Below are 812 nucleotides of genomic sequence, written 5' to 3' on the forward strand. Positions count from 1 at the left end.
AAGATGGCAAACATCACCGGCCAGAGCATCAGGCTGCCCATAAAGTTCAGGTAGTTTTTGCATACGGTCATTGAGATCTCCCGTACGAACAGTGCCAGCACCATCACCGGGAAGATGCACACGCAGAACAGCAGAAGAACCGTGTGCAGCTGTGGCAGTACCTCGGTGGCGATGGCATAGCTGACCGCATGGGACAGACGCAGCTTCATCAGCGACTGTTCGGAGGCAATATCGACCATCGATGCGGTGTCGTTCATGCCCTTCACGTAGCTGTTCAGCCCCCTGCGCAGCCCTGCAACGGCCACGTTCTGCAGTATGATGTTTTTGGCCGACTGGCTGCTGCTGAAGAAGTAGTTATAGCTTCCCTCCAGCTGGCTGGCATAAGCCGTTGCCGGCGAGGTCGTCCCCGGCAGCATTCGCGCGGCGTGGTACATGAATGTGCTGCTCTCAGGCGTCCCCTGAATGGCCAGCAGGTTCTTCAGCTTCGGCGCAGCATCACGGCAGTACATAAAGGTATTGCCGGACGCGTCCCGCCAGAAGATACCGCGCATTGGGCTGGGCCTGCTGAAGATGACCGACTGCACCTCTGCCGACTCCATCACGTCCTGCATGCTGTACTTGTGGTTGAGCATGATATCCGGCACCACGCAGTTTTTGGTGTAGGCCACCATATTAACCGCCACCACCGGATCCCGGCCTGCGATGGTAAAGCTGTCCTGCATCAGCTTGGAGGCAAACATCATCCCGGTTTTGGTGTAGGTGCGCTCATCCGGAAAGTGGAAAAAGTTTTCGTAGGTGGTGGCGATGGTATA

The 812-nt window shown here is 56.7% G+C and carries 1 protein-coding gene; it reads right to left on the bottom strand.

The window, feature by feature from the left end; all coding sequences use genetic code 11:
- Window positions 1-812 (bottom strand): conjugal transfer protein TraG N-terminal domain-containing protein (locus GSQ70_RS00685; protein ID WP_199257195.1); only part of this gene is annotated, 812 nt, incomplete at both ends.

The organism is Pantoea sp. BAV 3049 (assembly GCF_009765445.1).
In the GTDB taxonomy this organism is placed as follows: domain Bacteria; phylum Pseudomonadota; class Gammaproteobacteria; order Enterobacterales; family Enterobacteriaceae; genus Erwinia.